This is a genomic window from Bradyrhizobium sp. SZCCHNRI3052 (genome assembly GCF_032484895.1).
GTDB lineage: Bacteria > Pseudomonadota > Alphaproteobacteria > Rhizobiales > Xanthobacteraceae > Bradyrhizobium.
This window is the reverse complement of sequence record NZ_JAUETW010000006.1, coordinates 346261-367680: the sequence shown is the minus strand read 5'-3', so window position 1 is coordinate 367680 and position 21420 is coordinate 346261. Positions and strand designations below refer to the sequence as shown.

Annotated in this window: 22 protein-coding genes; 14 read left to right on the top strand and 8 right to left on the bottom strand. The window is 64.7% G+C overall.

Going from position 1 to position 21420, the window contains the following annotated elements:
* Nucleotides 1-50 precede the first annotated feature (50 nt).
* From QW887_RS19420 to QW887_RS19395, 6 genes are all read left to right on the top strand, one after another.
* Nucleotides 51-857 carry an enoyl-CoA hydratase/isomerase family protein gene (locus QW887_RS19420; RefSeq protein WP_315713736.1) on the top strand — a complete coding sequence of 269 codons (807 nt, stop codon included), beginning with the start codon at nucleotides 51-53 and terminating at the stop codon, nucleotides 855-857.
* Between the two features lie 41 nt (nucleotides 858-898).
* Complete coding sequence (locus QW887_RS19415) at nucleotides 899-2767, top strand: AMP-binding protein (protein ID WP_315713737.1); 1869 nt, start codon at nucleotides 899-901, stop codon at nucleotides 2765-2767.
* 135 nt (nucleotides 2768-2902) lie between these two features.
* A complete protein-coding gene (locus QW887_RS19410; RefSeq protein ID WP_315713738.1) occupies nucleotides 2903-4030 on the top strand; it encodes an acyl-CoA dehydrogenase family protein in 1128 nt (375 codons plus the stop codon).
* A 127-nt stretch (nucleotides 4031-4157) separates the two neighbouring features.
* Nucleotides 4158-5402: an acyl-CoA dehydrogenase gene (locus QW887_RS19405; protein ID WP_315713739.1), complete on the top strand. Its 1245-nt coding sequence runs from the start codon at nucleotides 4158-4160 to the stop codon at nucleotides 5400-5402.
* A 123-nt stretch (nucleotides 5403-5525) separates the two neighbouring features.
* Nucleotides 5526-6773, top strand: a complete 1248-nt coding sequence (locus QW887_RS19400) for an acyl-CoA dehydrogenase (protein WP_315713740.1) — start codon at nucleotides 5526-5528, stop codon at nucleotides 6771-6773.
* A 179-nt stretch (nucleotides 6774-6952) separates the two neighbouring features.
* Nucleotides 6953-7600 (top strand): nitroreductase, encoded by a 648-nt coding sequence (locus QW887_RS19395; RefSeq protein WP_315714360.1) that lies wholly within the window; start codon nucleotides 6953-6955, stop codon nucleotides 7598-7600.
* Between the two features lie 633 nt (nucleotides 7601-8233).
* Here the strand turns inward: QW887_RS19395 and QW887_RS19390 are convergent.
* The 4 genes from QW887_RS19390 to QW887_RS19375 form a co-directional block, all read right to left on the bottom strand.
* Nucleotides 8234-8917: an acyl-homoserine-lactone synthase gene (locus QW887_RS19390; protein WP_315713741.1), complete on the bottom strand. Its 684-nt coding sequence runs from the start codon at nucleotides 8915-8917 to the stop codon at nucleotides 8234-8236.
* Nucleotides 8918-8999: 82 nt separating this feature from the next.
* The gene (locus tag QW887_RS19385; protein WP_316174594.1) at nucleotides 9000-9734 is read right to left on the bottom strand and encodes a LuxR family transcriptional regulator; all 735 of its coding nucleotides are present in this window, start codon (nucleotides 9732-9734) and stop codon (nucleotides 9000-9002) included.
* A gap of 157 nt (nucleotides 9735-9891) precedes the next feature.
* Entirely contained in the window at nucleotides 9892-10686 is a 795-nt protein-coding gene (locus tag QW887_RS19380; protein ID WP_316174596.1) for an enoyl-CoA hydratase/isomerase family protein, read from the bottom strand.
* Nucleotides 10683-11795: a cyclic nucleotide-gated ion channel gene (locus tag QW887_RS19375; RefSeq protein WP_315825938.1), complete on the bottom strand. Its 1113-nt coding sequence runs from the start codon at nucleotides 11793-11795 to the stop codon at nucleotides 10683-10685. The genes QW887_RS19380 and QW887_RS19375 overlap by 4 nt, the downstream gene beginning before the upstream one ends.
* Nucleotides 11796-12089: 294 nt before the next feature.
* Between QW887_RS19375 and QW887_RS19370 the strand changes: the two genes are divergently transcribed.
* The 4 genes from QW887_RS19370 to QW887_RS19355 all read left to right on the top strand — a co-directional run bounded on the left by QW887_RS19370 (nucleotide 12090) and on the right by QW887_RS19355 (nucleotide 14851).
* Nucleotides 12090-12758 carry a cyclic nucleotide-binding domain-containing protein gene (locus tag QW887_RS19370; RefSeq protein ID WP_315713745.1) on the top strand — a complete coding sequence of 223 codons (669 nt, stop codon included), beginning with the start codon at nucleotides 12090-12092 and terminating at the stop codon, nucleotides 12756-12758.
* A gap of 20 nt (nucleotides 12759-12778) precedes the next feature.
* Nucleotides 12779-13660 (top strand): DUF6537 domain-containing protein, encoded by an 882-nt coding sequence (locus tag QW887_RS19365; RefSeq protein WP_315825939.1) that lies wholly within the window; start codon nucleotides 12779-12781, stop codon nucleotides 13658-13660.
* 306 nt (nucleotides 13661-13966) lie between these two features.
* Nucleotides 13967-14317 carry a DUF3307 domain-containing protein gene (locus tag QW887_RS19360; RefSeq protein WP_315714361.1) on the top strand — a complete coding sequence of 117 codons (351 nt, stop codon included), beginning with the start codon at nucleotides 13967-13969 and terminating at the stop codon, nucleotides 14315-14317.
* A 141-nt stretch (nucleotides 14318-14458) separates the two neighbouring features.
* Entirely contained in the window at nucleotides 14459-14851 is a 393-nt protein-coding gene (locus tag QW887_RS19355) for a hypothetical protein (RefSeq protein WP_315714362.1), read from the top strand.
* Nucleotides 14852-14874: 23 nt separating this feature from the next.
* On the opposite strand, the gene QW887_RS19350 is transcribed toward QW887_RS19355, so the two are convergent.
* Together QW887_RS19350 and QW887_RS19345 are read right to left on the bottom strand one after the other, a co-directional pair.
* Nucleotides 14875-15195: a YkgJ family cysteine cluster protein gene (locus tag QW887_RS19350; RefSeq protein ID WP_315713747.1), complete on the bottom strand. Its 321-nt coding sequence runs from the start codon at nucleotides 15193-15195 to the stop codon at nucleotides 14875-14877.
* Nucleotides 15188-15886, bottom strand: a complete 699-nt coding sequence (locus QW887_RS19345) for a YafY family protein (protein WP_315713748.1) — start codon at nucleotides 15884-15886, stop codon at nucleotides 15188-15190. The genes QW887_RS19350 and QW887_RS19345 overlap by 8 nt, the downstream gene beginning before the upstream one ends.
* Before the next feature lie 218 nt (nucleotides 15887-16104).
* On the opposite strand from QW887_RS19345, the gene QW887_RS19340 reads away from it, so the two are divergent.
* A complete protein-coding gene (locus QW887_RS19340) occupies nucleotides 16105-16833 on the top strand; it encodes a glutathione S-transferase family protein (protein ID WP_315713749.1) in 729 nt (242 codons plus the stop codon).
* 160 nt (nucleotides 16834-16993) lie between these two features.
* Here QW887_RS19340 and QW887_RS19335 read toward each other — a convergent pair whose 3' ends face one another.
* Nucleotides 16994-17626, bottom strand: a complete 633-nt coding sequence (locus QW887_RS19335; protein ID WP_316194831.1) for a pyridoxamine 5'-phosphate oxidase family protein — start codon at nucleotides 17624-17626, stop codon at nucleotides 16994-16996.
* Nucleotides 17627-17746: 120 nt separating this feature from the next.
* Between QW887_RS19335 and QW887_RS19330 the strand changes: the two genes are divergently transcribed.
* On the top strand, nucleotides 17747-18631 hold the full coding sequence (locus tag QW887_RS19330) for a LysR family transcriptional regulator (protein WP_315713751.1): 885 nt from the start codon (nucleotides 17747-17749) through the stop codon (nucleotides 18629-18631).
* Between the two features lie 204 nt (nucleotides 18632-18835).
* On the opposite strand, the gene QW887_RS19325 is transcribed toward QW887_RS19330, so the two are convergent.
* On the bottom strand, nucleotides 18836-19249 hold the full coding sequence (locus QW887_RS19325; protein WP_315713752.1) for a PaaI family thioesterase: 414 nt from the start codon (nucleotides 19247-19249) through the stop codon (nucleotides 18836-18838).
* A 411-nt stretch (nucleotides 19250-19660) separates the two neighbouring features.
* Between QW887_RS19325 and QW887_RS19320 the strand changes: the two genes are divergently transcribed.
* Both QW887_RS19320 and QW887_RS19315 read left to right on the top strand, forming a co-directional pair.
* Nucleotides 19661-20677 carry a TRAP transporter substrate-binding protein gene (locus QW887_RS19320; protein WP_316194830.1) on the top strand — a complete coding sequence of 339 codons (1017 nt, stop codon included), beginning with the start codon at nucleotides 19661-19663 and terminating at the stop codon, nucleotides 20675-20677.
* Between the two features lie 231 nt (nucleotides 20678-20908).
* Nucleotides 20909-21418, top strand: coding sequence for a TRAP transporter small permease (locus tag QW887_RS19315; RefSeq protein WP_315713754.1), 510 nt, complete (start codon nucleotides 20909-20911; stop codon nucleotides 21416-21418).
* Nucleotides 21419-21420: the final 2 nt, after the last annotated feature.

Below are 21420 nucleotides of genomic sequence, written 5' to 3'. Positions count from 1 at the left end.
CTATGGATCCCGGCGTTCGCCGGGATGACACTGAGGGTGGAGCGCGCGCCATGTCCCAACCGCTGCTGATCGAACACGACAAGGGCGTCGACCGGGTGACGCTCAATCGCCCGGAGAGCCTGAACGCGCTCGACCCGGCGCTGATCGACGCGCTCAACGCTTATTTCGAAAGCCTGCAGCGCAATCGCACCACGCGAGTCGTCGTGCTCAAGGGCGCCGGCAAGAACTTCTGCGCGGGGCTCGATCTGAAGGCCGCGATGCAGCGGCGCGGCGGCGTCAATGAGCCGCCCAGCGTGACCGAGTCGCTGGACTCGCAGCGCCGCATCGCCGACATCGTGATGCTGATGCGGCGTTGCCCGCAGCCGATTATTGCGCTGGTGCAGGGCGCAGCCGCCGGCGGCGGCTTTGCGTTGGCGCTCGCGGCCGATATCCGCATCGCCAGCCGCTCGGCGCGGATGAACTGTGCCTTCATCAAGCTTGGCTTAGGGGGCTGCGACATCGGCACCAGCTACTTCCTGCCGCGCCTCGTCGGCGTCTCCGTCGCCTCAGAACTGATCCTCACCGGACGCTTCATCGGCGCCGAGCGCGCGTTGATGGTCGGACTGGTGTCGGAGATCGTCGAGGAGGATATGCTCGAGAGCGCGGCCGCGCCCTTCGTCGATGCGATGATGACGGCCTCGCCGGTCGGACTTCGACTCTCGAAGGAATGTCTCAACATGAGCGTCGATGCGTCGTCGATCGAAGCCGTCATCGCGATGGAAGATCGCAACCAGGTGCTGTGCAGCCGCTCGGAGGATTTCAAGGAGGGCATTCAAGCCTTCCTCGAGAAGCGAAAGCCGGTCTATACCAACCGCTAGATATCAAGATCCGCAAAGGACGATATTTCGGGAGACGCAAAATGGACGGGACGGCAGCGAAGGTGTTGGAGAAGCCGGCATTCCGCAAGGTCAATTGGCTGGCGCGCGACATCGATATCGAGAGACGCGGTGACGGCGTCATCGTCATCAAATCGCGCATTCCGCTGCAGGCCTATGAGCCGCATTTGGCGGCGCCGCTCGCCCGCTGGGCCAAGGAGGCGCCGACGCGGACCTGGCTCGCGCAACGCAGCGGAGCCGAGCGGCAATGGCGCAAGCTGTCCTATGCCGAGGCCAAGCGCACAGTCGATGGGCTGACGCAGGGCCTGCTCGATTTGAAGCTGGACGGCCGCCCCGTCGCCGTCCTCTCCGGCAATTCGATCGAGCATGCGCTCATCACCATGGCTGCGATGCAGGCCCGTTCGCCGGCCGCTCCGGTGTCGCCGGCCTATTCACTGATGAGCCACGATCATCTCAAGCTGAAATATCTGTTCGGCCTCGTGAAGCCGGGCGTGGTCATGGTGCAGGACGGCCCGACCTTCGAGAAGGCGCTGAAGGCGCTCGATCTCGACGGCGTCACCGTCGTTCATGTCGCGCGTCCGTGCGAGGGCATTGCGAGCATCAGCTTCGCTGATCTCGCCGCGACGCCGGTCACCGGCGCGGTCGACGCGTCGATTGCGCAGATCACACCGGACACGGTCGGCAAGCTGCTGTTCACCTCCGGCTCGACCGGCATGCCCAAGGCGGTCATCAACACCCAGCGCATGATGTGCGCCAATGCGGCGATGATGATGCAGACGCGGCCGCGCGGGCCTGATGCGCCGATCTCGACGGTGCTCGACTGGATGCCATGGAATCACACCATGGGCGGCAATGCGCTGTTCAATCCGCTCTTGATCGAGGGCGGCACGCTCTACATCGACGACGGCCGGCCGATGCCCGGCATGTTCGACGAAACCATCCGGAACCTGCGCGAGGTGTCGCCGACCTATTACGCCAATGTGCCCGCCGGCTATGCGGCGCTGGCGGCGGCGATGGAGAAGGACGACGCGCTGTGCCGCTCCTTCTTCAAGGATCTGGGCATCATGGCCTATGGCGGCGCGCGGCTGCCGGACGATTTGTACGAGCGCATGCAGGCGCTGGCGGTCAAGACCACCGGCGAGCGCATCGTGTTCTACACCGGCTGGGGCTCGACCGAGACGGCGCCGACCTCGACCGGCACCTATTGGAACACGGAGCGGGTCGGGCTCATCGGCCTGCCGTTCCCCGGCGTCGAGCTGAAGATGGTGCCGACCGGCGACAAATACGAGCTGCGCCTGCGCGGCGTCAACGTGATGCCGGGCTATTTCGGCCAGCCCGAGCTGACGAAGAAGGCGTTCGACGAGGAAGGGTTCTATTGTATCGGCGATGCCGGCGTGTTCGTCGATCCCAATGACCCGGCGCAAGGTATCATCTTCGCCGGCCGCGTGGTCGAAGATTTCAAGCTCACGACAGGCACCTTCGTCCATGTCGGCTCGCTTCGCACCGATGCGATCGCAGCCGCAACGCCGGCGATCCACGATGCACTGGTGACCGGGCAGGATCGCGAATATGTCGGTCTCCTGGCCTGGCCCAATCTGCACGCCTGCCGCCAGTTGGTCGGCGATCCCAACGCGACGTTCGAGGACGTGGTGAAGCATCCGGCCGTCATCGACTGCGTCCGCCGTGGTCTCGAAGCCCATAATAAAGAGTGCGAGGGTGCGACCAGCCGGCGCATCGGCCGCGCCATGCTGATGGTCGAGCCGCCCTCGATCGACGGCCATGAGCTGACCGACAAGGGCTACATCAACCAGCGCGCCGGTCTCGAACGCCGTGCCGCACTGGTCGAGCGGCTCTACGCGGCCGAGCCCGACAGCGACGTGATCGTGTTGTGACGACGCATTTTGAAACCGTCATTCCGGGGCCCTCGCGAAGCGAGTGAACCCGGAATCCAGAGATAAATCAGATCGAGATTCCGGGTTCGATGCTGCGCATCGCCCCGGAATGACGATCAGGAAGCAGGTGAGGCCATGAACTTCGATTTCTCCGACGACCAGAAGCAGTTGCGGGACCAGGCGCGGAAATTCCTCGCCGAGAAGTGTCCGCCCAAGGCGGTGCGTGTCGTGCTCGATGGCAAGGAGCCGTATGACCGAGCGCTGTGGAAAGGCTTTGCCGAGATGGGCTTCCTCGGCGTCGCCATTCCGGAGGAGTACGGCGGCGCGGGCGCCGGCCATCTCGAGCTCTGCGTGATCGCCGAGGAAGTCGGCCGCGCGCTGGCGCCGGTGCCGTTCTCGTCGACCGTGTATCTTGCGGCGGAGGCGCTGATGCTGGCCGGCAGCGATGCGCAGAAGCAGGCCTGGCTGCCGAAGATCGCCAATGGCGAGGCGATCGGCACCTTGGCGTTATTCGAGGGCACCGGCAATCCGTCGCCGAAAGCGATCAAGTGTGAGGCCGCCAACGGCGTGCTCAACGGCACCAAGAAGCCGGTCGCCGACGGCGCCATCGCGGATCTCATCATCGTTGCCGCGCGTACCGGCTCGACCGGCCGCGACGGCGACATCTCGCTGTTCCTGGTCGGCCCCAAGGCGGGCGGCGTCGAAGCCAAGGCGCTGACCAATCTCGATCCGACGCGCGGCCAGGCCGAGCTCACCTTCAAGAACTGCAAGGCGGAGCCGCTCGGCGCCGCCGGCGAGGGTTGGAGCATCATCACCCAGGTGCTCGATCGCGCCGCGGTGCTGACGGCGTTCGAGCAGGTCGGCGGCTCCGACCGCGCGCTGGAGATGGGCCGCGACTACGCGCTCGACCGGATCGCCTTTGGTCGTCCGATCGGCTCGTTCCAGGCGGTCAAGCACATGCTGGCCGACATGTACGTCTCGGCGACCTTGGCGCGCTCCAACTCCTATTATGGCGCCTGGGCGCTCTCGACCAATGCGCCGGAATTGCCGGAGGCCGCGGCCTCAGCGCGCATCAGCGCGACGCAAGCCTTTCAACACTGCGCCAAGAACAACATCCAGGTTCATGGCGGCATGGGCTTCACCTGGGAGTTCGACTGTCACATGTACTACCGACGCGCCAACGCGCTCGCGCTCGGCCTTGGCAGTCTCTCTTACTGGGAAGACCAGCTGATCGACCGCATGCGCAAGCGCAATGCGGCGTGAGAAGTGCACGTCATTCCGGGGCGCTCGCAACGCAAGCGAACCCGGAATCTCGAGATCACCAACCTCTGGATTCCGGATCGACCCGCGTTGCGGGTCGTCCGGAATGACGAGTTGAAAGGGATTCGCCATGAATTTCGATGACACCCCGCAAGAGGCTGCGTTCCGCGCCGAGGCGCGCTCCTGGATCGCCGCCAATGCGCCGAAGCAGTATGAAGACGAGCTGCGCGCGACCTCGCTCGGCCGCGTCGGGCTGAAGAACGCCGATATCCTTGAGGTCGCCAAGGCCTGGCAGAAGAAGAAGGCTGATGCCGGCTGGGCCTGCCTGCATTGGCCCAAGGAGTATGGCGGTCGCGGGTCCTCACCCATCGAGCGCGTGATCTGGCAGCAGGAGGAGGGGCCCTACGGCAAGCTGTCCGGCATGTTCATCATCGGTCATGGCATGTGCGGGCCGACCATGATGGCCTACGCCTCGGAGGCGCATAAGCGGCAGTATCTGCCGCCGCTGGCCTCGGGCGAGAAGGTGTGGTGCCAGCTGTTCTCCGAGCCGGCCGGCGGCTCCGACGTCGCCGGCCTGCGCACCCGCGCCGAGAAGCGCGGCGACGACTGGGTGATCAACGGCCAGAAGATCTGGACCTCGGGCGCGCACTACTCCGACTACGGCATCCTGCTGACGCGCACGGATCCAACAGTGCCCAAGCATAAGGGTCTCACCATGTTCTTCCTGGACATGAAGAGCCCGGGTGTCGAGGTCCGGCCGATCAAGCAGGCGAGCGGGCACTCGGATTTCAACGAGGTCTATTTCACCGACGTCGTGATCCCGGACTCGCAGCGTCTCGGCGCGGTCAATGACGGCTGGAACGTCGCGCTCACCACCTTGATGAACGAACGCATGTCGATCGGCGCCGGCGTCGCCACCGGCTTCCCGGAGCTGTTCGACTTCTGCTCCAACCTGATGCTGGACGATCGTCCCGCGATCGAGGACCGCAATGTGCGCTCGAAGCTCGCGAGTTGGGCGGTGAAGGCGAGCGGGCTGAAATACACCAGCATCCGCGCCATCTCGGCGCTGTCGAAGGGCGAGCGGCCGGGACCTGAGAACTCGATCGGTAAACTGGTCGCAGGACCGATGATCCAGGACGTCGCGACCTACGCGCTCGACCTGCAGGGCGCCGCCGGCGTGCTCAGCGGTCCCGAGGCCGAGCTCGCCGGAAAATTCCAGGCGATGCTGCTGCGCGCGCCCGGCACCCGCGTCGAAGGCGGCACCGACGAGATCATGCGCAACATCATCGCGGAGCGCGTGCTGGGTCTTCCTGGCGACATCCGCGTCGACAAGGACCTTCCGTTCAACCAGGTTCCGACCAAGGGACGAAGCTAACAAGTGCAGTCGTAGGGCGGGTTAGCGCAGCGTAACCCGCCGCTAGCTCGTACAACGCTGATCAAGTGGCGGGTTACGCCTTCGGCCAACCCCCGCCCTACGCATATCAAGTGAGGGTCAGGCATGAACTTTGACGACACCCCGCAGGAAGCCGCTTTTCGCGACACCGCGCGCGCTTGGATCGCGGCCAACGCGCCGAGGGAGCTGGAGGAGGAGCTCGCGAGCTCCTCGCTCGGCCGCATCCGGCTCAAGCACGCCGACATCGTCGAGGTCGGCAAGGCCTGGCAGAAGAAGAAATCCGATGCCGGCTGGGCCTGCCTGCACTGGCCGAAGGAGTATGGCGGCCGCGGCGCGACGCCGATCGAGCGGGTGATCTGGCAGCAGGAGGAGGGCGTCTATGGCAAGCTGACGCAGCCGTTCCAGATCGGCGAGGGCATGTGCGGCCCGACCGTGATGGCCTATGGCAGCGAAGAGCATAAGCGGCGCTATCTGCCGAAGCTCGCTTCCGGCGAGGAGATCTGGTGCCAGCTGTTCTCCGAGCCCGCCGGCGGCTCCGATGTCGCTGGCCTGCGCACCCGCGCCGAGAAGCGCGGCGACGACTGGCTCATCAACGGCCAGAAGATCTGGACGTCGGGGGCGCACTACTCGGATTACGGCCTGCTGATCACGCGCACCGATCCCAATGTGCCCAAGCACAAGGGCCTGACGATGTTCTTCCTGGACATGAAGAGCCCGGGCGTCGAGGTCCGCCCGATCAAGCAGGCCAACGGTATGCAGGAGTTCAACGAGGTCTATTTCACCGACGTGGTGATCCCGGACTGCCAGCGCCTTGGCGCGGTCGGCGACGGCTGGAACGTGTCGCTGACCACCTTGATGAACGAGCGCATGTCGATCGGCGCGCGGCTCGCCACCGGCTTCCCGGAGATGTTCGAGTTCTGCGCCAATCTGATGACCGAGAGCGGACTCGCCATCGACGATCGCGCCACGCGCTCGAAACTGGCGTCGTGGGCGGTCAAGGCCAGTGGGCTGAAATACACGAGCTACCGCGCGATCTCGGCGCTGTCCAAGGGCGAGCGGCCCGGACCTGAGAATTCCATCGGCAAGCTGGTCGCCGGCGTCATGCTGCAGGATATCGCGACCTACGCGTTGGATCTCGAAGGCGGCGCCGGCGTGCTGACCGGCGCGGACGAGACGGTGACGCAGGGCCAGTTTCAGCAGATGCTGCTGACCTCGCCCTCGATGCGCATCGCCGGCGGCACCGACGAGATCCTGCGCAACATCATCGCCGAGCGCGTGCTCGGTCTGCCCGGTGACATCCGGGTCGACAAGGACGTGCCGTTCAACAAGGTGCCGACCAAGGGGCGCAGCTGATCCGACGGCATCACGACGGCCGTCTTCCGGGGTCGGTCGCTGTGGCGACCGGTCCGGAAAGACGGGGTGTGGAGGGCGAGCACAAAGCGAGCGTCGCCGGTCGAACTGTACGGAAGGTTGTCATGTCATCTGCGGCGCCAAAGTCAGAGCAGGATCCCATCACCATTCTCGAAGAGCTGATGGCCGCGCGCTTCTCCTGCCGCAGGTTCCGGCCCGAGCCCGTGCCGCGCGCGACCATCGAGCGCATCCTGACGGCGGCGCAGAAAACTGCGTCCTGGTGCAACAGCCAGCCGTGGCGTGTCGAGATCACCTCTGGTGCGGCGACCGAGGCTTTCCGGAAGGTGATGTATGCGGCGGCCTCCAGCGGCAAGGCGGCGTCGGGCGACTTTCCTTTCCCGCGCGAATACACCGGCGTCTATCTGGAACGGCGGCGCGAGAGCGGTTTCCAGCTCTACAACGCGCTCGACATCCCGCGCGGCGACAAGGCGGGTTATGCCCGGCAGGCGCTGGAGAACTACAATTTCTTCGGCGCGCCGCATGTGGCGGTCATCCACAGCGACGAGGCGCTCGGCACCTATGGCGCGATCGATTGCGGCGGCTACGTCACGAGCTTCATGCTGGCGGCGCAGGCGCTCGGCATTGCCACCGTGCCGCAGGCGGCGCTCGCGTTTCACTCCGACGTGGTGCGGCAGCACTTCGGGCTTGGCGCCGACCGCAAGGTGGTCTGCGGCATCTCGTTCGGTTGTCCCGATCTCGGTGACAAGGCCAACTCCTACCGCACCGGCCGCGCCACGGTCGCCGAAACGGTCCGCTTTCACGACGAATGACTTCCCGTCCGTAGGTCGTACGCGCGTATTTGTTGCCGGCGGAGTTCCGTTATCCGGGACTCCGGAGGGGGCGAGATGCCCCACGAGTCCATTTTTGTAAACCGAGTTTGCTGAACAGGGAGCAGCTCCGGCGGCGGCGCCATGATTTTGCCGAGGTGTCGTCCACGTTCGGCGAGCGCGTTTCGGCAACGATGCTCGTGCTCTCCTGTCCGACCTTCACATCGAAAGCCGCCCTGAAATCAACAGTTTGTGTCTGCGATGCACCAGTCGAGACGCGCCGCTGCAGGACCGGACGTGTTGCGAGAGTCGGTGCAGGAGCGCTAATGGCTGCTGTTGGTCGAATTGGGCGCGCACTTTTCCTTCAGCTCGTGGGCTTCAAGCAATGATATTGACAAAATTCTCTCTAACATTTTGAGTTGCATCGCCCGAGCGTCAACGATGCAAAATTGCAGACGCTCGATGATCTTCTCGATTGAAGGTTCAGTCACGGCTCAAAACCTGAAGTGTCAGCGATGGATTCCATGAACACGCCGTCCAACCTTTATGCCCTCGAGGTGGACGAGGCGACGCTCCTTGGTCACCGCCTCTTGAAGGCTTTCCATAAGCTCAGGCTGAAGCGGCACAGGGAACAGATCATTGCGCTGGCTGAGCGGCTGGTGGAAGATGAAGAAAGATATCCGGCAGGGCCTGGCGGCTGACGTCTTCGAGCCCCTGCCACGTGAGGGTTGGCCGCGTCAGGCCGATCTGCTCGCAGAGTGACTTCCATGTCGTTTCATCGCAGTCGACGAGCACGGCCATCACCGACATCCCGTCCATCATGTGAGGTACGCCGAGCGGCCGCGCCTTCCAGCCGCACTTCTCGAACCGCGGCAGCCACCAGGTTTCGAGCACGATCGAAAAGCCGGTCAACCCGATCGAGATGCCGTACTCCATGATTGCGGTGAGCAGCAGCATGTCGATCCGCGGGCCGGCATGCTCGCCGCGGCGCTCCGGGATCACGAAGATGCGCGACAGTTCGTAGACGTCGGGGCGCTGGATCGGGCCGCGCAGATTCAGATACGGGAAGATGTCGCTCATCAGCGTCGGCAACTGCGTCGGCACCGCGCGCATCGAGCCGATCAACTGGCCGTTGTCGATGCAGAACAGATAGACCGAATCCTCGGTGTCGAACTGATCGATCTCGCGCCCGTCGGGACGATCGAGTGCCATCCACTTGCGTTGCTTGACGTAGATCTCGTGGCGCAGCCGGTAATACGGATCGAAATATTTCTCGTACAGAGCGCGATTATCTTTTCGAACGACATGAATCTCAGGCATCGAAACCCCCGGTCGTCTGAATCAAATTGGGGTTTGCAGATTGCCGATGCGCTCGAATTGATCCAGTGGGAGAAACGACAGATCAGATCGAGATCTCGCCGTTGACAAGAGCGGTCGCAACCGTCGCCGTCTTGTTCTTCGTTGCTAGCTTGCGCTGTGCTTCTTCCAGATGCCACCGGACGTTGCGTTCGGAGACACCGAGGATGCGCGCCGTCTCCCACGCGGTCTTGCCGCGCGCCGCCCAGCCCAGCACCTCGGCCTCGATTCGCGACAGGCGTCGGCTCTGGTCGCTCGCGGCGGAGCGCGCCAGTGCGCGAAGCCTGCTGTGCGTGAAGATGCTGATCAGGTGCAGCGCGCCCCGCGCATCGGGAGCGAGATTCGGATTTTCGCCTGCAAGGCTGACGGCGCCCACGGCATCGTCGTAGTGGATGGGAACGCAGAAGCCTTCGTTCAATCGGAAGTCCTTCGCGCGCGTCATCACCTCGTGCGCGCCGGGCTCGTCCTCGCGGTCATAGGGAGCCTCCGACCACGCAAATGGATTCAATGTCGAGATGCAGTGCCGCGGAATCGGATCGCAGCGGTGAAACTGCTCGCGCGCATACATGTCGAACCATTCCCGCGGCCAGCCGTTGGCGAGAATGGTTTGCTGCAGCGATTGGCCCGAGGTCGGCACGCCGGCCATGATGTAGGCGTGAAAGCCCAGGTTGCTGATCATCTTCTCGAACTGGGAGAGCACGCTCGCGCTGGTCTTCGACGCTTCGATCGCATCGACGTACTCCAGAGCTCGTCGTCCCCAATACGCGTCCATCACTTGCATGTGAAAGTCTCCGCCCGTGGTTCAAGCTAGCCACGGACAAAAGGCTGTCAACCGCAAATTGGAGATTCAGGTCGATAGTTCGTTGAGCGTGTGTCAGAACACCGGCTGGATACAGACGTTTGCATGCAAAATTTATCAGTTCGGGACGCGGCTGCGCTCAGAATTTCGGCGTTCTCTTCTCTGCAAACGATTTCATGCCTTCCTGGATTTCGGCGCCGCTCATGCTGTCCCGATGCCTGCGACGAGCCGCCGCATCGTCGAGGGCTCCGCGTGCAAACTCGTTGATGGCGCGCTTCATGCCGCGCATGGCCTGCGGGGCGTTGCCGGCCAGAATGGCCGCCAGCCGGTCGATCTCCGCGTCGAGCGCATCGGCCGTCGCCACGCCGGTGAGATAGCCGATGCGCAGCATCTCGGCCGCGTCGATCTTCTCTGCCGTCAGGAACAGACGCTTGGCATTGTCGATACCAAGGCGGGACACGTAGCGCTTGATGCCATTCGGGTAGTAGTGCAGCCCGAGCCGCGCTGCCGGCATGAACATCTCGCTGGTATCGACCCCGATCCGGAAATCGCAGGCCAGCGCCAGATCGGTCGAGCCGCCATAGACCCCGCCGTTGAGCCGGCAGATCGTCGGCAGTGCGAGGTCCTCCAGCCGGTCGACGACCTCCTCGAATGCCGGGCTGGAAGCCTCGGCCGTATCCGCCGGCGTTGCGCCGATGGCGCCAAGGTCGAAGCCGGCGCTGAACGCCCGCCCGGTGCCGGTCAGGACCAGCACGCGCAAGGCGGCGTTGGCCTCGACCCGGTCGAACAGCGCCAGCAGCTCGCCGAGATCCTCTGGCTGGAGCCGGTTGAGATGCTGCGGACGATTGAGCCGAATGGTGGCGCGTGCGCCGTCGATGGTCAGGAGCGGCATGCTCGGTGCGTCATCGGCCTGGCTGGTCCGTCCTGTCGTCATGTCCTGTTCTCCATGGTTCGGCGCCTGGCCTCGGCATCGATGCTCTGCGCCAGATCGGGGTGGCGTGCCATCAGCACGCGGAAATCGACGAGGTCGAGGACCAGCAGCTTCGACAGTCCGGTCGTGCTGATGTCGGCCGAACGCAGGTTGTTCCCGAGCAGCGCCATCTCGCCGAAGAACGCGCCCTCGCCGAGCCGGACCTTCTTGCCGGGAAGGTCGACCTCGACCTCGCCGGCGGCGATGAAATACATGCAGTCCCCCGGCTCGCCCTTGCGGATCACGGTGGCGCGCGGCGGCAGGTCGATGGTGCGCAGCATCTGCGCGACGTCGGCGATCGTGGCGGGCCCGAGGCTGGCGAAGAACGGTACCCTGCTGACCGATTCCCAGGTCTTCAGAAAGTTGTCGCGCCGGGTTTCCGCGGCGAAGCCGGTCGCCAGGATGCCGGTCCATAGGCCGAACACGCCGAGGCCGGAGATCATCACCGTGGCGGCGACCACCCGCCCGAGCGGCGTGATCGGCACCACGTCGCCATAGCCCGTGGTGGTGAGGGTCACGACGGCCCACCATAGCGCGGAGGGGATGGTGCCGAAGGTGGCCGGCTGCTCGTCATGTTCGAGCGCGTATTCGGCGACCGATCCGAGAAACAGCACCAGCAGGAACAGCACCAGCACCGACAGCAGCGGGCGTGCTTCGACCACGAGCACCCGGCGGAGCTGGCGCAGGCCAGGCACGCCGGGGATCACCTTGAGCACCCAGATGACCGCCAGCAGCCACGCGGTACGTGACTCCATGCCCGAGACCAGCGCAACCGGCACGGCGAGGGCGGAGAGCGTGTCCAGCAGTCCCCGGCCCGACATCAGGTAGGCGGCGGCGCGATGCGCCCGCACGGCCTGCTGAACCCGAGCGGCCCATTCGACGACGAAAAAGACAAGGCATCCCCACAGCAGGGCGATGATCCAGCGCCCCCCGGCCTCGTAGGCGGGGTCCATCGTCAACAACACCATGGCGCTCATGCCGAGCGCCACGGCCACATAGGCCGCTCTGGTCATGTTGCGTCCGGTCAGCGCGGTGACGAATGCCGCCAGGGCAGGGTGCTGCGGTTTGGTCATTGCGGGCGGGCGTCAGTCGCTGATCTCAGAGCCGCAGGAGATCGCGGCGGCGTCAAGGTGCCCCGATCGGGGGAATCCCGTCAACGATGCGGGTGGATCGGTTTTGCAGCGTCATCCGGCAGGTCCAACCGTTCTACTTCGACCGGGGAATTTTTCCGTACCGGCTCAAATACCGGTTCAAACGTCGTCTGTTCGCCGTATATCAGAGGTCGGCATGGACACGCTAAATTAGGCAAAAGGAGGCTCGGAACCGAGCGTCCGCCCTCCTGCGTCCCAAGAGTCTGGTTGATCCCGATGGATACCTCACACCTGGTCGAACATGCGGGCGCCGCCGGCAGCCTCTTCGCCTCGATCTTCGTGGTCGCCACGCTGTCGATGCGGACGATGATTCCGCTGCGGGTATTCGCCATCCTCACCAATATCGTCCTGATCGCGACCGCGGTGCCGATGCACAACTACCCGGTCCTGATCCTGCACGGGGTGCTGCTGCCGCTCAACAGCTACCGGCTCCACCAGATGCTGCAGCTGGTCCGCGACGTGAAGCAGTCGGTCAACAGCGACCTCTCCATGGAATGGCTGAAGCCGTTCATGACCGAGCGCAAATGCGGTCCAGGCGAGGTGCTGTTCTACAAGGACGAGAAGGCCGACAGCATGTACTACATCGTCAGCGGCCGCTTCCGCCTGGTCGAATCCGGTATCGAGCTGCCGGTCGGTGCGATCGTCGGCGAGTTCGGCATGATCTCGCCGTCCAATACGCGCACGCAGACGCTGGAATGCGTCGAGGGCGGTCTGATCCTGTCGGTCTCCTACGACCAGGTCGAGCAGCTCTACGTCCAGAACCCCGCCTTTGCCTTCTACTTCCTGCGCCTCGCCAGCGCCCGGCTGTTCCAGAACATCGAAACGCTCGAGCGGCGGCTGGCGCAACAGACCACCGCGCCGGCGCCCGTCGCCAAGCCGGCGTGATCCGGGGAGTCTGAAGCCCAGTGGAAAGCGTCCGGTCCTCGCTGCGATATCTGTTCGCCGACGTCATCGGCGTCGACGATGGCGAGCCGCCTTTTCTGCCTCAGGGCCTTCCTGACGCCGCCGTGCCGGCGGTGAGCGATGGCATCCATCTGCTGATGGAGTATCAGGGCGCGAGCTACGCGCAGCTCTATGTCGATCGCATCAAGCGGTTCGTGCGAAGATCGAACGTCGATGCCGGCATGCTGTCTCAGATCGCGCAGCTGCTGGCCGCCCGCATGGCCTACGAGGATCCGATCCGGATCGCCCAGCTCAGATTGATCAGCCTCGACATGGGGAAGCGCCCGGGGGGACGCGAGAGCGACGACGTCAGGAGGTTTCGCCTCGACGAGCTGATCGGTGCGCTGCCGCAAGCCGTGGCGGAATCGTTGCTGGCAGCCTTCGAGCAGATCGGCTGGTTAGGTCGGCGCCGGGTCAAGGTCCGCTTTTCGGTCCGATCGCGGTTGGCCATTCGCCGCCTCAAGCTGATGGCCGGCCTGCGGCGCTGGCGGCTGCAGTCGGTGCGCTATGGCGAGGAGCGCGCCTGGGCCGAGCGGTGGCTGCACATGATCGCGCGCGCGCTGGACAAGCAGCCTGCGGCGGCGCCCGCCGTGATCGCGACGGCGACCATGATCCAGGGGCAGGGCGACGGCTACCGGCAGGGTCTCGCTGATTGGCATGCCATCATCGATGGCCTGGCCAAGCCCACCTTCGATGGCGTCCTGCCGATCTCGGATCTCGCCTCCGCCATCGCCGAGGCGCGCGCCGTTGCGCTGGCAGAGCCGGGACAGGGGGCGCTGAAGCGGACCATCGCGCAGATCCGGGCGAGGGCGCTCTCAGTGCCGAAGACCAACGCCGCGGAATGACGTCGCCGCGGCGACGGTTGCCGCCGGATGCGCCGCGGCGTGGGTAACCTTACCCCCGGCGGGATTGCCGCGAAGGGTAGCAAGGTGCGATTTGAAGTTCCCTTTCGCGTGCAATTCGCTACCGGAGATGTCATAAGCGTCGCATACGCGTCGAATTGGCCGGGTATTCTCATCAGATTGCGCTGAACGCCTCCAGTTCCCCGTGCGTCCAAGGGTTGGTTCCAAGGGTTAGTCGTAGCGAGAGCGTCAGCTTTGTCTTTTCCCTCTTTGTCGTCGCAGGTTCCGGTTGGTGCGCTGGTCGGCTGGATGCTGCTGCTGACCTTCAAGCACATCATTGGCGACTTCGTGCTGCAGAACGCCTGGATGGCCTATGGCAAGGACCAGCGGAAGGGCTGGGCGCTGCCGCTGCTGGTGCACTGCCTGATCCATCTCGCCGTCGCCATGGTCCTGATCTTGATCGTCGCGCCGAGATTCTGGTTCGTCGCCGTGATCGACTTCGCCATTCACATCACGATCGATCGCATCAAGGGCATCTGCTCGTCGCGGTTCGGCATGAACACCGAGCACCCCTGGTTCTGGACCCTGATCGGCGTCGACCAGGCGCTGCATCACCTCACCGGATTCGGGCTCTCGATCTTCATGGCCGCAAACGGCTGAGCGTTCGGCCGCGGTGCGTCGCGGCGAAGCCGCACCGACCGCGGCAGTCCCGTGTCAAGCCGGGGGTGGGACGACCGTTCGGTTTGGTTAACCGGTCATTAGCGATTCGCGCTGCATCGTCGCGTCATGGCAATCAAACCGATGCTTCAAAGCCGCGATGCGTTCGACAGCGATTCGTGCCCGGTCGGCGACGAGCTTCTCGGTGAGCTCTACCGTGCCGACGCCAACGGGCTACCCGCGCTGGTCGAGAGCGTCTCCGCCGATGTGAGGGCCATGCTGGCGCTATTCTGTTACCGGCGCACGCATCTTCACCCGCTGGCGCTTGCGATTGCATCCACGTGCAGCGAGCAGGTCCTGTCGCAGTTCGGTGGCCGGGTCGGATCGGCGCTGTATGCGCAGTCCCGCGGCGGTCGGGCGGGTCCGGCCGGCGCGACCTCGAGCCGCAAGCCAATCTCGCTGTCGACCAAGCCACTCTCGGTGATGAAGCCGTTCGAGGACGATCTCGACGACAGCCCCGAGCCGGTCACGGCCTGACTCCCCGTCTTCCTTGCCTCTGCTCAGGCGAGCACGGGCAGCCCGAACTTGCGCCGGGCCATCGCGCATTCGGCGTCACCCGGCATGCAAATGCGGCACACCTCGGGGCGGATCGCGTAGATCCGGCACGCCACGGCGCGCGCGATCTCGCCATCGAGCGCACAGCAGCGGTTGCCGTCGCAGCGCATGCCCGACAGCCGCTCGTTGACCAGCTCGGCCGGGATCAGGTCGAGCGCGGCATCCTCCTCGATCGTGAAGCGCGGCCAGTTCGACGAATAGGCGCAGCACGCGCCGCAGCTCTGACAGGGGCTGCTGTCAGTCTCGCCAGACATCGGTTCAGACATCCTTGGGAACCTCCCACACTAGGCTGCGCCGCCATTTGGCGCGCAGCGCCTCGCGCCTTTCGGGATATTTATCGTCGAGATAATCCGCCTCGACGACACGGTCGGTCCTGAAGCTGCGGAAGTCGCGGCGCAGCTCGCACCAGGCGGCGAGGATGCGCACCGCGTCATGATAGCCGATCGCGATCGGCCAGATCACGCGCTCGCTGTCGCGGCCCTGCTCGTCGCGATAGCGCAGCCTGATCTTGCGTCCCTCGTGGATCTGCGAGCGCGTGCGCGACATGTCGATGCGGTCCGGCTCGCGCATCCACGGCCGCGGCGCTCGGCTCGCCGGTTCCAGCACGAATGGCCGCAGCCGCTCCGGCACGGTGTCGGCGATCTTGGCCATCAGGTCCTCCGCCGCGCGCGCCAGCACCGGGTCGGCGTTGACCGCGACCCATTGCGCGCCAAGCACCGCCGCCTCGATCTCGTCCGGCGTCAGCATCAAGGGCGGCAGATCGAAACCTTTCTCCAGGATGTAGCCCATGCCGGCCTCGCCGCGGATCGGCACGCGCTGGCCGATCAGGGTGGCGATGTCGCGATAGATCGTGCGCTTCGAGGTCTCGAGCTCGGCCGCGATCGCATCCGCCGTCAATGGGCGGCGCGTGCGTCTCAGCACCTGGATGATCTGGAATAGCCGGTCGGCGCGTCTCATGGTGTGTCCTGCATGGGCGAGCACCCCCGCCGATGCTGACAGGATGCTGGCAGCAGCCTGTCCTTATACCGGGCCAACAACGAGATTGAAGGGGTGATGTCGATGATGATGTTTTATGGCCTTGGCCTTGCCACCACGCTACTGCCGCTGCTGACACCATGGTGGCAGCAGCATGCTCGTAGCGTCCGGCGTCTGCTCAGGAAGTCGGGAGTGCTGTCATGATCACATTGTTCGGTTTGGGCGCGGGCTTCGGCCTGCCGGAGATCAGCCCCTTCGTCACCAAGACGGAGGTGCAATTGAAGATGGCGGGCCTCGCTTTTCGGAAGCAGCGGGCGATGCCGCCGGCATCGCCGAAGGGGCAGCTGCCCTTCATCGACGACAGCGGCGAGCTGATCGCCGATTCGACCTTCATCCGCGCTCATGTCGAGCGCAAATATGGCTTCGACTTCGATCATGGGCTCGACGTGCGCGCGCGGGCGCAGGCCTGGGGGTTCGAGCGTATGATCGAGCATCACCTGTATTTCGCGCTGGTCGGGGCGCGCTGGGTCGATCCGGTCAACTTCGCCAAGGGGCCGGCCCACTTCTTCGACGGCGTGCCGGCCGACAAGCGCGAGAAGCTGCGCGAGGACGCGCAGTTTCGCGTCGCCGAGAACTATCTGATCTCCGGGCTCGGCCGCCACGCGCCGGACGAGGACGTCGATCTCGCCGCACGCTCGCTGCGCGCGCTGTCGGTGCAGCTCGGCGACCGGCCCTATCTGATGGGCGATCGTCCTTGCGGCACCGATGCGACGGCGTTCGCCGTCGTCGCCGGCATCCTCACGCCGTTCTTCGAGTCCGAGCTGCGCCGCCGCACCGAAAGCTTCGGCAATCTGGTCGCCTATGCCGAGCGCATGATGGCGCAATATTTTCCGGAGTTCGAATGGGGCAGGGCGGCCGAGGCCGCCTGAGCCGGTCAGTCGAGTCCCACTCACCGTCATTCCGGGGCAAGGCCGCAGGCCTTGAACCCGGAATCTCGATGTCGTCCTGCGTTCGTTGTCAACAATCTCGAGATTCCGGGTGCCCCGGAATGACTAACAAGCCAAAGGCATAGCCCGCAGCGCGCAGGACCTAGGCGGAGGGCTTGCTCTCGCCCTTCAACCGCGCCAGTTCGGTCTCGAGCTCCGCGATGCGAGCATCGCGAACGGCCAGCGCTTCCGCGACGTCGGCCGCGTCGAACTTCTGCGGGATGTGCTGCGGGCAGTTGGTGTCCCACGCGCTGATCGTGAACAGGATGACGTGCTCGGGCCGCGCCTTGTAGCCTCTCGGCATCAGCGAGGCCGTCAGCGCGGCATCATCCTCCACCACCCGCGCCGTCCCCCAGATCTTCACCCGGCGGCGATGCGCGTAGTCCATGATGAAGATGTAGGCGTGCGGGTTCTCCGACAGGTTGCCCTGGGTGATATATTGCCGGTTGCCGCTGAAGTCGGCGAAGGCCAGCGTGTGGCTGTCGAGCACCTTGAGAAAGCCCTTCGGTCCGCCGCGGTGCTGGATATAGGGCTGGCCGTCGGCCGAGGCGGTCGCGAGATAGAAGCTCGTGGCCTCGGCGAGGCGGCCGGCGAGATCGGCGTCGACCTCGTGGCGAAAGCCGCGGCTCCGCTCCACATGCGCGTAGCTCTCGCGCGACCCCTTGCGCGCCTGGATCGCCTTGGCGGCGGGTGAGAACATGACGTCGCCGGGTGCCTGGATGGTTGTCTGGGTCATCGCAATGACTCCTTGTCGCTGCGGCAGTGACTGCCGCCGTGGAGCCAATATGGTCCCAATCCTCTTCGGAAATAATCTGGCCAGTTGACATTGGATCGTTGCAGATGCTGCAATAATCCCATGGACCGCATCGATGCCATGCAGGCTTTCGTCACCGTCGCCGAGCTGAACGGCTTCGCACCGGCGGCGCGCCGGCTCAAGCTGTCGCCATCGGCGGTCACCCGTTTGGTCGCCGCGCTCGAATCGCATCTTGGCGTCCGCCTGCTGCAGCGGACGACGCGCTCGGTGACGCTGACCGATTCCGGACGACGCTATCTCGACCGCGCCAGCCGCATCCTGGCCGATCTGGCGGAGGCGGAGCGCGCCGCGGAGAGCGAGCGCCTGCAGCCGGTGGGGCGGCTGGTGGTCTCGGCGCCCGTCGGCTTCGGCCGGCTCCATGTCGGTCCGGTCATGGCCGCTTATCTGAGCCGCTATGCCGAGGTCGCGGCCGAGCTGCGCCTCGAGGACCGCCAGATCAATCTGGTGGAGGACGGCGTCGACTGTGCCGTTCGTATCGGGCATCTCGGCGATTCGTCGCTCGTGGCCCGCCAGGTCGGCAGCATGCGCCGGATCGTGGTTGGAGCTCCCGCCTACTTCAAGGTCCATGGTGAGCCGCGGACGCCCGAGGCGCTGACGAAGCACCAGACCATCCAGTTCGGTCCGTCCGACGAATGGCGCTTCGTCAAGGACGGCAGGGAACTGCGGATGGCGGTCAGCCCGCGGCTCGTCACCAACAATGCCGACGCCGCGATCCAGTATGCCGAGGCGGGCGGCGGCGTGACACGGGTGATGGCCTATCAGGCGGCGGACACGCTGCGCGGCGGCCGTCTCAAGCGGGTGCTGGCGAAATACGAGCCTCCGCCGCTCCCGATCCACATCGTGTTTCCGAGCTCCCGCCTGCTCTCCGCCAAAGTGCGCGCCTTCATCGACCTGATCACCGCAACCTGCGACTGGCGTTTCGACTGAAAGCGACTACAACGCCACACCCCGTCATTCCTTGAACCCGGAATCCCGATGTTGTCTTGCCTCTGTTCTTCATCATCTCGAAATTCCGGGTTCAATCGACAACGCGCAGATGCGCGTTGCCGATTGCCCCGGAATGACGAGTGGATGCGATTGCGCCGACCTTGGTGCGACACTGGTCTTGATGCGAAAGATCGGCGGTTTCGATCACCCCTTCTTCGGCACCACCCGGAAGGTCGCGTTTGCACGCGCGATCACGGCGTCGTCGGCCAGCACCAGGCTCTGGACGAAGCAGACGGTGCGTCCGCTCTTGATGACGTCGCTCTCGACGCTGAGCCACTGTCCGGTCCCGGCGCTGCCGATGTAGTCCACCGCGAGGTTGATCGTCACCAGCGACGCCTTCCAGCCAAGCGCCTGGGCGCAGCTATAGCCCATCGCATTGTCGGCCAGCGATGCGATCAGCCCGCCATGGATCAGCCCGCGCGAATTGGTGTGCGGCGTGGCGAGCCGCAGGCCGAGGATGACGGCCTTGTCGGTTTTCTTGGCGTAGAGCGGCTCCCAGGGATCGGTGAACGGGCTCTTGCGGAAATGCGGTTCGAATCCGGCGGGGACGCTGCTCATGCGTGTCTCGATCGTTGCTGACGATGTCCGCAGTCAACGACATCAGCGCGGATTTTGCACCGCCTACAAAGTTTCAAACGTCTTTTGCGCGGGCGTTTGACACGTTGCGCGTCGGATGCACGGGATGGGTCGCGCGCGATGTCGCCGGGCGTCCGGTGCGGCCCTGCGGCAATTTCGTGGTGCGATGCTCCCGCCGTGCAATTTCGGGTGCAGGCGAGATCCTTAACGTGTTAATGAAATGGCCACGGGCCTGCAACTTTCGTCTGCCAGACTTGCGCTGGCGGGCGCGCTAGGCTCCGCTTGGCGCGTGCACTGGTGGCCAACCTGCTGCCGCGCTTGCAATGATGCTTATATGCTATAACAATGAAGCAAAGGGCCCTCGAAGGCCCACTGATGGAGGAGACGATCCCGATGAGGAAGACGCTTCTGGCGTTGGCTCTGGCCGCCGGTGTGACCCCCGCGCTCGCGCAGGACAAGACATTCGAATTGAAGATCTCGCACTGGGTGCCGGCGAGCCATCCGCTGCAGAAGGCGCTGGAGGATTGGGCCGCGTCGGTCGAAAAGGCCTCGGGCGGCACCATCAAGGGCAAGGTGTTCCCGGCCCAGCAGCTCGGCAAGGCGTTCGACCATTATGACATGGCGCGCGACGGCATCGCCGATGTCACTTATGTGAATCCCGGCTATCAGCCTGGCCGTTTCCCGATCATCGGCGCCGGCGAGTTGCCGTTCCTGATTTCCGACGCCAAGGGCGGCTCGGAAGGTTTGGACGCGTGGTATCGCAAATATGCCGAGAAGGAGATGAAGGACGTCAAGTACTGCCTCGCCTTCGTCCACACGCCGTCGGCCTTCCATACCCGCACCAAGAAGGTCGTCGTGCCTGAGGACGTCAAGGGCATGAAGATCCGCCCGGCCGATGCGACGATCGCCAATTTCGTCACCCTGCTCGGCGGCACCAATGTGCAGTCGTCGGCGCCGGAAGTGCGCGACATCATCGAGCGCGGCGTCGCCGACGGCGTCACCTTTCCGGCGGGCTCGCTGGTGCTGTTCGGAGTCGACAAGGTCACGAAGTACCACATGGATGCGCCGTTCTACGTGACGACCTTCGTGTTCGTCATGAACAAGGACAAGTACAACCAGATGTCGGCGATGCAGAAGAAGGCGATCGACGACAATTGCAACACGGAGGCCGCCGGCAAGGTCGGTGAGCCCTGGGGCAAGTTCGAGGACGCCGGCGTCGACAAGATCAAGGCCGAGTCCGGCCAGGAGGTCTACAAGCTGACGCCGGAGCAGACCGCGTTGTGGAAAAAGGCCTCCGAGCCGCTGTTCAAGACCTGGGCCGACGGCGTCAAGAAGACCGGCATCGATGCCGAGGCCGCCATGACCGAGCTGAAGGCCTCGCTCGCCAAGTACAAGGCGCTGGCACAGTAGCTTCTTTTCATACCCAAGCTCTTGCGCGGCGGACGGTGCGCTCCCTCTCCCCGTTTCTTACGGGGAGAGGGCCGGGGTGAGGGCAGACGCACGGGTGGTGTCGTCCGTTAGACTTGTACTTCTTCGCCCCAACCCTCTCTCCGCAAGCGGGGCGAGGGGGCCCACCGACTGCTACGCAGCAGCTCGCTTCGCATCCAGCATAACCACCAAGCTTTCTGACACGGGGACGCCATGCAGCGCGCCTTCATGGACCGGATCATCGACGGGATCGAGTGGATCGCCGCGTTCTTCGTCGGCATCGTCGCGCTCGACATCTTCCTGTCGGTGCTGCTCCGCAACACGCTGAACTATTCGATCCCCGATTCCTTCGACATCGGGCGCATGCTGCTCGGCATCCTGATCTTCTGGGGCATCGCTGCGACGTCATACCGCGGCACCCACATCACCGTGGATCTCATCTGGGGCAATGTTGGCCCGCGCTATCAGCGCTGGATCGACATCTTCGCAACGCTGGTACTGCTGTTCGTCGTCACGGTGCAGACCTGGACCCTGTTCGACAAGGTGCGCGGCACCTATGAGGACAACGTCCTCACCTTCGATCTGCACATGCCGACCTGGCCGTTCTTCGCCGTCGCCTGGATCGGCGACGTTTCGGCGGTGCTCCTGATCGCCATCCGGACCTATCGCCTGATCTTCCACCCCGAGGAGATTCATGACCCTCAAGTCAAGCCCACGGAGTAGCG

What these genes read in the sequence shown, in the direction of transcription:
- QW887_RS19315 (WP_315713754.1), top strand. Translation starts at nt 20,909, where the DNA reads ATGCAGCGCGCCTTCATGGACCGGATCATCGACGGGATCGAGTGGATC.
- QW887_RS19405 (WP_315713739.1), top strand. Translation starts at nt 4,158, where the DNA reads ATGAATTTCGATGACACCCCGCAAGAGGCTGCGTTCCGCGCCGAGGCG.
- QW887_RS19350 (WP_315713747.1), bottom strand. Translation starts at nt 15,195, where the DNA reads ATGTCTGAACCGATGTCTGGCGAGACTGACAGCAGCCCCTGTCAGAGC.
- QW887_RS19320 (WP_316194830.1), top strand. Translation starts at nt 19,661, where the DNA reads ATGAGGAAGACGCTTCTGGCGTTGGCTCTGGCCGCCGGTGTGACCCCC.
- QW887_RS19395 (WP_315714360.1), top strand. Translation starts at nt 6,953, where the DNA reads ATGGCCGCGCGCTTCTCCTGCCGCAGGTTCCGGCCCGAGCCCGTGCCG.
- QW887_RS19375 (WP_315825938.1), bottom strand. Translation starts at nt 11,795, where the DNA reads ATGACCAAACCGCAGCACCCTGCCCTGGCGGCATTCGTCACCGCGCTG.
- QW887_RS19355 (WP_315714362.1), top strand. Translation starts at nt 14,459, where the DNA reads ATGCTTCAAAGCCGCGATGCGTTCGACAGCGATTCGTGCCCGGTCGGC.
- QW887_RS19325 (WP_315713752.1), bottom strand. Translation starts at nt 19,249, where the DNA reads ATGAGCAGCGTCCCCGCCGGATTCGAACCGCATTTCCGCAAGAGCCCG.
- QW887_RS19415 (WP_315713737.1), top strand. Translation starts at nt 899, where the DNA reads ATGGACGGGACGGCAGCGAAGGTGTTGGAGAAGCCGGCATTCCGCAAG.
- QW887_RS19380 (WP_316174596.1), bottom strand. Translation starts at nt 10,686, where the DNA reads ATGACGACAGGACGGACCAGCCAGGCCGATGACGCACCGAGCATGCCG.
- QW887_RS19390 (WP_315713741.1), bottom strand. Translation starts at nt 8,917, where the DNA reads ATGCCTGAGATTCATGTCGTTCGAAAAGATAATCGCGCTCTGTACGAG.
- QW887_RS19345 (WP_315713748.1), bottom strand. Translation starts at nt 15,886, where the DNA reads ATGAGACGCGCCGACCGGCTATTCCAGATCATCCAGGTGCTGAGACGC.
- QW887_RS19340 (WP_315713749.1), top strand. Translation starts at nt 16,105, where the DNA reads ATGATCACATTGTTCGGTTTGGGCGCGGGCTTCGGCCTGCCGGAGATC.
- QW887_RS19385 (WP_316174594.1), bottom strand. Translation starts at nt 9,734, where the DNA reads ATGCAAGTGATGGACGCGTATTGGGGACGACGAGCTCTGGAGTACGTC.
- QW887_RS19370 (WP_315713745.1), top strand. Translation starts at nt 12,090, where the DNA reads ATGGATACCTCACACCTGGTCGAACATGCGGGCGCCGCCGGCAGCCTC.
- QW887_RS19420 (WP_315713736.1), top strand. Translation starts at nt 51, where the DNA reads ATGTCCCAACCGCTGCTGATCGAACACGACAAGGGCGTCGACCGGGTG.
- QW887_RS19330 (WP_315713751.1), top strand. Translation starts at nt 17,747, where the DNA reads ATGGACCGCATCGATGCCATGCAGGCTTTCGTCACCGTCGCCGAGCTG.
- QW887_RS19400 (WP_315713740.1), top strand. Translation starts at nt 5,526, where the DNA reads ATGAACTTTGACGACACCCCGCAGGAAGCCGCTTTTCGCGACACCGCG.
- QW887_RS19410 (WP_315713738.1), top strand. Translation starts at nt 2,903, where the DNA reads ATGAACTTCGATTTCTCCGACGACCAGAAGCAGTTGCGGGACCAGGCG.
- QW887_RS19360 (WP_315714361.1), top strand. Translation starts at nt 13,967, where the DNA reads ATGCTGCTGCTGACCTTCAAGCACATCATTGGCGACTTCGTGCTGCAG.
- QW887_RS19335 (WP_316194831.1), bottom strand. Translation starts at nt 17,626, where the DNA reads ATGACCCAGACAACCATCCAGGCACCCGGCGACGTCATGTTCTCACCC.